This window comes from Metapseudomonas phytobenefica (genome assembly GCF_043392685.1).
Lineage (GTDB): Bacteria > Pseudomonadota > Gammaproteobacteria > Pseudomonadales > Pseudomonadaceae > Metapseudomonas.
Genome location: NZ_JBHZGM010000059.1, coordinates 1 through 9,184, shown reverse-complemented (window position 1 = coordinate 9,184; position 9,184 = coordinate 1). Strand labels below are relative to the sequence as shown.

Annotated in this window: 8 protein-coding genes; all 8 read left to right on the top strand. The window is 46.7% G+C overall.

The genetic code is table 11. The features are described 5' to 3' along the window. Positions 1-139 precede the first annotated feature (139 nt). The 8 genes from ACFW0B_RS25460 (at position 140) to ACFW0B_RS25425 (ending at position 9,077) form a co-directional block, all read left to right on the top strand. Complete coding sequence (locus ACFW0B_RS25460; RefSeq protein ID WP_449151739.1) at positions 140-298, top strand: hypothetical protein; 159 nt, start codon at positions 140-142, stop codon at positions 296-298. Between the two features lie 596 nt (positions 299-894). Continuing rightward, positions 895-2,070, top strand: coding sequence for an aminotransferase class I/II-fold pyridoxal phosphate-dependent enzyme (locus tag ACFW0B_RS25455; RefSeq protein ID WP_449151738.1), 1,176 nt, complete (start codon positions 895-897; stop codon positions 2,068-2,070). Beyond that, positions 2,057-2,497: a hypothetical protein gene (locus ACFW0B_RS25450; protein ID WP_449151737.1), complete on the top strand. Its 441-nt coding sequence runs from the start codon at positions 2,057-2,059 to the stop codon at positions 2,495-2,497. Before ACFW0B_RS25455 ends, ACFW0B_RS25450 begins: the two co-directional genes overlap by 14 nt. 14 nt (positions 2,498-2,511) lie before the next feature. After that, the gene (gene asnB, locus ACFW0B_RS25445; protein WP_449151736.1) at positions 2,512-4,197 is read left to right on the top strand and encodes an asparagine synthase (glutamine-hydrolyzing); all 1,686 of its coding nucleotides are present in this window, start codon (positions 2,512-2,514) and stop codon (positions 4,195-4,197) included. After that, positions 4,163-5,563 (top strand): MATE family efflux transporter, encoded by a 1,401-nt coding sequence (locus tag ACFW0B_RS25440; protein WP_449151735.1) that lies wholly within the window; start codon positions 4,163-4,165, stop codon positions 5,561-5,563. Before asnB ends, ACFW0B_RS25440 begins: the two co-directional genes overlap by 35 nt. Positions 5,564-5,577: 14 nt before the next feature. Then, a complete protein-coding gene (locus ACFW0B_RS25435) occupies positions 5,578-6,831 on the top strand; it encodes a saccharopine dehydrogenase family protein (RefSeq protein ID WP_449151734.1) in 1,254 nt (417 codons plus the stop codon). 27 nt (positions 6,832-6,858) lie between these two features. Next, entirely contained in the window at positions 6,859-8,256 is a 1,398-nt protein-coding gene (locus ACFW0B_RS25430; protein ID WP_449151733.1) for a phenylacetate--CoA ligase family protein, read from the top strand. A 185-nt stretch (positions 8,257-8,441) separates the two neighbouring features. Beyond that, a complete protein-coding gene (locus ACFW0B_RS25425) occupies positions 8,442-9,077 on the top strand; it encodes an amidohydrolase family protein (RefSeq protein ID WP_449151732.1) in 636 nt (211 codons plus the stop codon). Positions 9,078-9,184: the final 107 nt, after the last annotated feature.

Here is a 9,184-nt window from a genome sequence, read left to right as displayed (position 1 = left end):
CGGATTCCATCAGGGCCAGCAGGGCTTATCGGCCTGCACCATAGGCCGGATATAAGACTGCTCCTACCTACACGCCAACATGATTACCGATTGAGCTCCGGGAGGCGTCCATATAAGGATTTCCCTAGGTGAGTTCTATGTGTCGCGGCTGCACTTCTCGGGCTCGCTGGCCGGTCTGGAGCAAGCCGTCATTCCGAAGCTGATGAGACGCTACGACAAGGTCGCGCTCATTGCGCTGATTTCTTTCTGGGTGGTCGCGTTCAAGTGCTACCGACGTGACAAGCGCCACATCCTCTAGCGAGGAATCAATGGGCCCAGTTAGGCCATATAGTGAAAGGAAATGGAGTGAACGAAAAGGATAAGTTTTTGTCCGCAAATCGAGGTGCTATAACCCAGCATCCACAGCCCTTTGTGTTGCGTAGATAGAGCCAGATTTCCGCCCCATTCATCATGCGTCGAGCAGTTTATGTGAGACCAGTTTGCTGAGGCGGATGCCTGTTAGTGCGCTCGTTGTGGTGGTCAAACGAGCTGCCAAAAAAGACAGACAGATCCGCTTCGCTTGAGTGGTTATCGGGGTTTTCTCCTTTGTATTCATGGAGTTATGCGCTTCGGCTGGATTCTGCATAGGGGTGATTGACTTAGCAGGGGGCTGTTTGTTAGCGTAAAAAATAGTTATTTGGCAAGGACGCCATATGAATACCTCTTTATCGCCTTCCATACTTAAATTTTTCCGCTATAGCACTGCATTAAGTCAGCGCGGTGCAACTCGCTGCTGTTATATACATCGGGTTTAACTGAGATCTTGCACGAGCTGCAAAGATGCAGTTCTGCTTGTGCGAAAAGATCAATGTCCCTCGATTGTGCAATGTGATTTCCAACATCAAGGAAGATGTAATGCTTAATCAACTTACCGATTATGAGCTTGTTGGACTGCGAGGGGGGTATAATCTCTCCGATGGACATGCATATCACGATATAAATGAGAGTTTTCCTGACTTTCCTCTGGCACTTCTAGATATCTGGAAGGATAGCGAATCGACAAGAGTCAACTTAGCAGAGCAACGGTTCAAGGCCTCATTTTCTAAGCTCATCGGTTCAGATGCACTGGCCTCAAGCTCCAATTTCAAAGTGTCACCAACAGCATCTAATTCTATTGACCTGGTGGCTGCATATTTAGCAGTTAAGGCACCTCGCGTTCTTTTGGTTTCGCCAACCTTTGATAACCTGGCCCTTCTTCTGAGACGTCGCGGGTGCAAATTAAGACTAATTGAAGATGGATATTTTCGATCTAGCAGCAATTCCGCCAGGCTGTTTGAAAGGCTTGACTCGTTAGATTTCGACACATTGTTCCTTGTGAATCCGAATAATCCAACCGGAACAGTTATTGGTCGGGAGTACATGTCCCTGATCGCTGAATACTGCGCACAGCGTAGGAAGACATTAGTGCTTGATGCAACATTTCGTATCTATGCTAATGAATTATATGATGATCGCCTCGTTCTAGAGCAGAGTGGCTGCGACTACTTTGTCATAGATGACACAGGTAAGACTTGGCCGACGCACGATATGAAGGCTAGCTTAATAAGCTACTCCAGAAAATGCGCCGAGCTCTTTGAGTTAATTTATGACGAGGTTTATCTGTGTCATTCTAGATTTACAATGCTCGTGTTCGAAAGGCTCTTCGAGCAGACGTTCAGTCAGGGAATATCGAAGAGTATTCATGATCCTGTAAGGGTGCGCCATTCATATCTGTTGAATAGAATGAATAACACGATTGCTATTCCAACAACCGACAGGACGAGTGCTTGCCTGCCTTTGGAGTGGTTTCAGGTCAAATCGGGACGAATTGCCGATCTCGATATAGTTGAATATCTCGCAGTGAAAGATGTTCATGTGCTACCGGGGAGGTTCTTCTATTGGGAGGACGGTAGTAGGCCGCCGTGCACCGCGTTTCGAGTATCGCTCTCAAGAACAAAGCAAAAGTTATACAAGAGCGTAGAGCATCTTCGGGCTGCGATTGTTGACTTCGAGCATGAACGAATTGTGGAGAGTGCAAATGTATTCTCCTAAGCTGTTCCCAGAATTGTCGAAAGTTCCATCGGGCTTTTCAAGTGGAGGAGTGCTGGTAGAGCCGTTATCAATTACACATGCGATTATCGACTTTGAAGCTGTCTTTGTGAGCAAAGATCGTCTTTATGCGAAATATAAGTCTGATAGTGGGTGGCCGCTCAATATAACGCTGCACGACAATATTGTGGATTTGGGGTGGCATGAGAAAGAGTTTAGAGATGGAAGTTCATTTGCCTACACGGTAACGAATCATACACGAAGCAAATGTTTTGGGTGTATATATATCTTTCCAAGTAATGGAGAGGCAATTATGTCGTTCTGGCTTCGTGAGGATGGTGTCTCTCCGATAGGCGAAGTTGAATTTGCCGAGCTTCTAGTCCAATGGATCGCCACGGAATGGCGCGGCGTACATATAAAAATTACGTAAGTTAGGGGACTAAAATGTGCGGCGTGTTTGCCTCGTTTTCTCGGCGTATGTGCTCGAATCTAGGTCATTGGCGTAATGAAGGTTTAAACGCTCTGAGGCACCGAGGCCCAGACTTCCTTGACTGTTATACCAGTTGCGATGGAAGTGTCTTCCTGGGACATACTCTCCTTTCAATCTCCACTTCCACCTTAGGAAATGGGAAGCAGCCAATGAAGACCGACAAGTCTGTAATGGTCTTCAATGGAGAGCTCTATAACCATAAAGCGCTCCGCGAGAGATTAGTTTCTCAAGGCATAAATTTAGATGGTGACTCCGATACGGAGATTCTCCTACGAGGAATCGAGAGCCATGGCTGGGCATTTCTTGATGCGGTCGAGGGGTGCTGGGCAGTTATCCTATATGAGCTGGCCACAGGTAAGCTCTATTTCTCTCGTGACCCCTTGGGGGAAAAGCAGCTCGTATACAAATTGGATCATAACGGGCTGATTCTTGCGTCCGAGGCTAAATCAATCTTGGTGACCCAGGATGAAGTGCATTTGGACTCATCTCGAATCCTTTCGGATCTAGTCTTCGACTTCTTTTCAAATCGGGAGTGTACTTATTTTCATAACATCAAGAACTGCCAGCCAGGTAGGGTCTACAGTTACGATGTAAATGGAAATTTACAAGAAATATATAGCTGCGGTATTGGGGCTCAAAAGCCTGACTTGCCACTTAGGCGAAAGCTTGCCCACGCAGTTAGCTCTATGGTTCCTGAGCATCATGCATGTGCTGTGGTTCTGTCGGGCGGCTTAGATAGCAGTATTATTGCGAGCCTCCTTAAAACAGAAATGCGTAATATGCCATTTGTGGCGATAACTGCTGCTTACGAGGAAGGTAGCAATGATGATATTTATTACGCTCGACAATTGGTTGAACATCTAGGTGGTGTTGATCATCAGGAATTAAAAGTTGACAAAAAGTCGGTCGAGCAAAATTTTGTGACTGTACAGGCTGTGCTGGAGGAGCCATTGCATGATCAGGTGTATATAACGCAGTACTTGATCTACCGGCATATAGCTAATCTGGGCTTGCGGGTCGCTCTGAATGGGCAGGGCGCCGATGAGTTTTGGGGTGGATATTATTATCACTACGGCTTGCACGATCTTTATTCCGCAGATATCGAGACGGCGATAAGATATTTTCACAAGCAGGCGAATAATCGAGGTCTGCATAGTTTACTGACTCAGGCTGAGCTAGTTCGACTAATTGAGGATAACCTTGCTCCAAGGTGGGCGAAGTCTACTGCGGTGCAAAACATCCTAATGGAGGGCCATCTTCAGGCAATGATTAGTCATGAGGATAAGTTGTCAATGGCATCAGGTGTCGAGGTTAGGCTACCCTTTCTTAATCAAGCTTTAGTTAAGCACGCACTTAATTTGTCAATTGAAGAGAAAGTTCATTTGGGGGTAGAGAAGGCCCCCCTTCGCTACGCCATGAGCGGGATACTAAATGATCAAATACGCGTAAGACGCAAGCAGGCGTTCCCTGATACACCTAAGAACGCATATATTGGCTCAGACTTTTTATCGGGCTTGGGCGGACATAGAAGTTTGTTCTCGGAAAATGAGATCAAGGCCGTGTCCAAATGCTGTCCAAAACTAGAGTGGCGCATGAACGCGATAAATGCGTTTTCTGGTGTTGTTACGAGGGCGAGTTGAAATGGACGTAACATCCAAGGAGATTCTTCGGCGGGCGTTGCCATTAGGCCTGGCAAATATGTCAGTGGTGCTCATGCCTTTATTGGATTCGGTGATGCTGGGTAGGCATGATGTTTACAGCATGGCATCTGGTGGCTTAGCCATGCAGATCTACCTGATTCTATTTATGTTGGGAGAGGGTATTGTTTTTGGCTTCGGCCCTATCTACGGCAGGTATTTGGATGCGGGCGATGAGCAAAAGATGGCGAGCAGTAAGTTGGCAATTTACTTCCTCTTGCTGGCGTTCGGTGTGCTTGCTTTGTTTGCGTTGCTATTTGGCCCAGAGATCTTGTTGAGTCTTCAACAGTCGCCCCGTCTGGTTGATGAGGCGCGGGGCTATCTGATTTGCCTTGGACTATCGATTCTGCCCAACCTGTTGTTTATCCATTATTGGGAAATTCTCGCATTTCACGATAAAGGGAAGATGGTGGTTGCGGGCGCCACAATTCAGCTGTTTGTCGATATTGTTCTGAACTATGTTTTGATTTATGGAAAGTGGGGGGCGCCTGAGTTGGGATTGCTGGGTGCCGGGATCGGTACTCTTATTGGGGCATTGGTAGGGGCGAGCGTGCTCTTCGTGTTCATGTCATGGCATACATCTAGCCCAAGAGTTGACATGCGAGAGCTAAAGAAGATTTATAGTCTAGTTCCTTATATGTTGGAGACATTAAAGATAGGCGTGCCTATTGGCTTTGGCATTATAAGTACTGTCGCATTCTTGTCTGCCTCTGTTTTCCTCATGGGCTGGTTCAGCGAAGAGGCTCTTGCAGCGCACTTGGCAATCCTTCAGGTGAACGAGCTAATTGTCGTTTTCATTTTGGGATTCAATGAGTATTGTGCAATTCACGTCTCATCAAATGCAAGTCGTGCCACTGGGGAATCTTTGCGTGCATTTTTATATAAAGTGGCCTTGACGGCATTTGCATTTATTGCTGCGCTCTTGCTTGCAATGTTTGTATTTCGTCTTCAAATTTTCTCTCTTTTCTTGGGTGCGCCAACAGAAGGAACATCTCCGGTTTATGCGCATATGGAGGATTTCTTCTCCTTTGCCCTTCCATTTCTTTTGGTCGACGCGTTCATCTTGCTGCTTACAGGGGTGCTCCGGGGCTGTGAGGTTACTCGTTGGCCACTTGCAATTAATATTATCGGATTTTGGCTATTTGGGTTGTTAACACAGCTTGTACTAGTCGATGCATATCCGACAGCGCCGTTGGTGATTTGGGTTGGCATGCAGGTTGGTTTTGTTGTCACCGCTATTGGATTGGCCGTGTTCTTTATGCGGTTTAGTTCGAAGTCGCAATTCGGAATGTATTCAGCCACGCATTAATAGGGAGATTAATAATGGGTAATAAAGTTACCAACATCGTAATCCTAGGGATGGGGACAGTTGGTAAGGTGCTTGCGTCTGCCTTCGCTAAGAAATACCAGGATGATGGCTATTCTTTGCATCTGGTCGCTCGTGCTGACGCTTCGGCAGAGCTGGTAGCCAATCAAATAGCGAGTAAATACGGACTAGCCGCTAAGCACTATGGCTGCGACGTACGTGACGTCGAAAGTCTTGTGTCTGTTTTGCGTGAAGCAGGGGCAAACATTGTCATTAATGTGGCAACGCCGGACACACATATCGATGTAATGCGGGCCTGCTTGACCGTCGGCGCGCATTACATTGATACGGCGCTCTTCGAACATGGCACCGACTACAACGTACCGCCGCCTTGGTACTCTCGCGAGCTAGAGTTGCGAGAGGAATTCAAGAGAAAGGGGCTCACTGCTATCCTTTCAATTGGTTTTGATCCAGGTGTTGTTAACGTGTTCTGTAAGAAGGTGCAAAATGATTACCTAGACAGCATCGACACTATCGATGTTCTTTGTGCGAACGCGGGTAGCCATAATCAATTCTTTGCAACCAACTTTAACGCGGCAGTATTCCTGAAGGAACTCTGCGAGGATACTGTTTATTGGCAGGGAGGGTCGTGGCATTTTGCGCCTCCATTCTCGCGTCATATGGAGTTTGATTTTCCGGAAATTGGTCGGCAGAAGCTATATTCCGTCGGGCATGAGGAAGTTCATTCGCTCTCTATGAATATGCCACAGGCAAAAATTGAATTCTGGCTGCGAATTGGGGATAGCTTTAGGTCGACTTTTGAGACTCTACAGAAAGTTGGACTGCTTTCGTTAAAGCCAATTGATATCGGAGATTTAAGCATCGCACCACTTAACTATGTCGCGAAGGTCATGCCTGCCCCTGAGTCATTTGCAAGCGAATACCGTGGTACTGTTTGCGTTGGAGCATTGCTAAGTGGGAAAAAGGGAGGTAGGCCATCGAAGATATTCATGCATAGCATCTGTAATCACGAAGATTGCTATGACGACCTAGAAACTCAGGTAACTGCGTTCACGACGGCCATTCCAGCAATGGCGGCGGCAATACTCATCATCACTGGGCAATGGGATGCTGGGACAATGGTTCATCCGGAAGAACTTCCCCCGGATCCCTTCCTTAATAAAATTCGTGAGTTAGGTCTTGATTGGCGCGTGACAAGCATTCCTGTGCCCAATGAAAGTTTTGATAGCGTGGAGTTGGTCGGGCTGTAAAGCCTGACGCTTGAAAAGGAATTATAAATGAAACTCGACACTCAGTCGTTCACGTATGGCCTAGAGTCTATCTATAAAAATTCTCGCATGGCAGTGCAGGAAGACAGCTACGATACGCTTGAAATTCAGAAACATATACGCCAAAGGTGGAGCAATGAGAAAGTTGATCTTTTGGCTCGAAACAAATGGACGACCCAGCAAAAGCTGAGCTATGCGCTTCCGAAGCTTTCCAGTGTTGTAGACTATGCCTTTGAGAATATCCCGTTCTACCATGAATTTTACAAGTCTCATGGATATAAGTTGGGAGAGATTCGCTCAATTGATGACTTTAAGTGTCTCCCGTTGCTCAACAAAGGAATACTTCGTAGTGTAAAAACTGAGGATTTCATTCCTCGGGGTATTTCGAAGGACTCTCCAGAATTCTTTTGGTCTAGCACTTCGGGGTCGAGTGGTGTTGCCTTGCCAATTCTTTGTGATCTAGGCTCGGTCTCTAATAATGTGCTGAGCTACTATCGTATGTTTCAGCAGTTGGCTGGAGACGAGTTCAGTCCAGATCGCTGGATTTACAATATCCATCACATTAGAAGCTGGACGTCCTCAATGTGCGGGGATTATCCAACATTTACGCTTAACGATATTGTTGAGCCAGATGAGTTCGTGCGACACCTAGAGCAGATCCGCCCCGTCATTCTTAACCTGTTGCCAAGTTACCTGCCTGTTTTGGAACCCTACGCTACGCGCATTTCAGCGCTGAAAATGAAAGCGATCATAACTAACTCCGAAGCTAGTTCAAGGCATGAGCGCGAGTACTATTCAACGCTTTTCAACACCTATGTTCTTGATGAATACTCATCTGAAGAGGTCGGAATAATAGCTTTGGAATGCCCTCACAGGCATTACCATCCTGATCCCGACCAAGTGTACGTGGAACTTGTGGATATTGAATCCTCCTCTGGAGATGCAAATCTGGCCAGTGTCTACTGCACGGATTATCTCTGCCGCACAATGCCTTTTATTCGATATGATCATGGCGATATCGTTTCCACAGGCGGTCATGATGACTATCAGTGTAAATGTGGAAAGTATGGTCGAACAATCGAGCGCGTTGAGGGTAGGAAGGATGATTGTCTCAAGACTTTGGGTGGGCACTACGTGCCTACTGCGATTGTAACCAATACATTAGACAGTCATTTCAACGCGACGCCGTATGTTGAGTCGTTTCGTTTGGTTCAGAAGCGTAATATTTCTGATCTGGATTTCTTGTATGTCGGATCGGACGTTAGTCTTGTGGAAGCCTTAGTTGCGTCATTTGCTTCTGAGTTGAAACGAATCCTTAAGATGGACGTCAATCTGAAAACGATACGAGTTGACGCTCTTCCGACTACTGCGAGCTACAAGCGCAAAAAAATCATCTGTGAGGCTTAATTAGCCTTGCTTACTAGGTCGCCAGGAATAGGAGTTATCTGCGGCTGGCTACTTGATTAGTGTTTGCGGCATGCGCTCCGTGGTGCACCAATAGTTTCCGCCAACTGCAATAAAACACGTTTTGTAAGTTGCAGTGGATAGAAGCTCAAAAGCCTTTGAAAATTAGTGGGGGGGGGGGGGGGAGCATGGCGTTTCTCTTTAGAAAGACGCAGGTGCTGATTTTGTTGCTGGTTTCAATTGCCGGCGTTAATGGCTGCAAGAATTCGACAGCAGATTTGGCTTATAATAGCGCGAATACCGTATATATCAATGGGCGTATTTACACTCAGGATGCTATGCGTCATGAGGCTGAAGCCATTGTAGTTTCCGGTGAGAGTGTTGCTTATGTTGGTGGCGCTTCTGGAGCTGAGCGCTTTATTAAAGAAGGCTACCAGGTTATTGATCTTGCCGGGAAAATGGTCTTACCCGGTTTTCATGACAACCATATACATACCTTGGGGACTGTGGCCATTGATCAGTGTGACCTGCATAGCAAAGGGGTTGACTTAGATCAATTGGCTAGGATAGTTAAGGGCTGCCTGGCTCGTTATCCTGCCTCCCCTGGCTCATGGTTGATTGTTGATCAATGGATGCCCTATTTTGGCAACAATCCAACAAATACCTACACAACAATACGTCAGGCCCTTGATGCGGTGTCTGTTGATAGACCTATCATGTTATTTGGGTCGGATGGGCATGCAAGTGCATATAACACGGCAGCTCTGAGAACTGCTCAAGATGAACAAGGTAAAACTGTAGGATTTAGGGATGGTCTGAAGTAGCCCTGCATTTCCGGCCGACTTCTGCCCTTGCCGATTTTAAAAGCGGCGATTCGACCAAAATCGGTCAAGTCATCCGCTCACTTCGGTGTTTTTAGCCACCGCGAGCA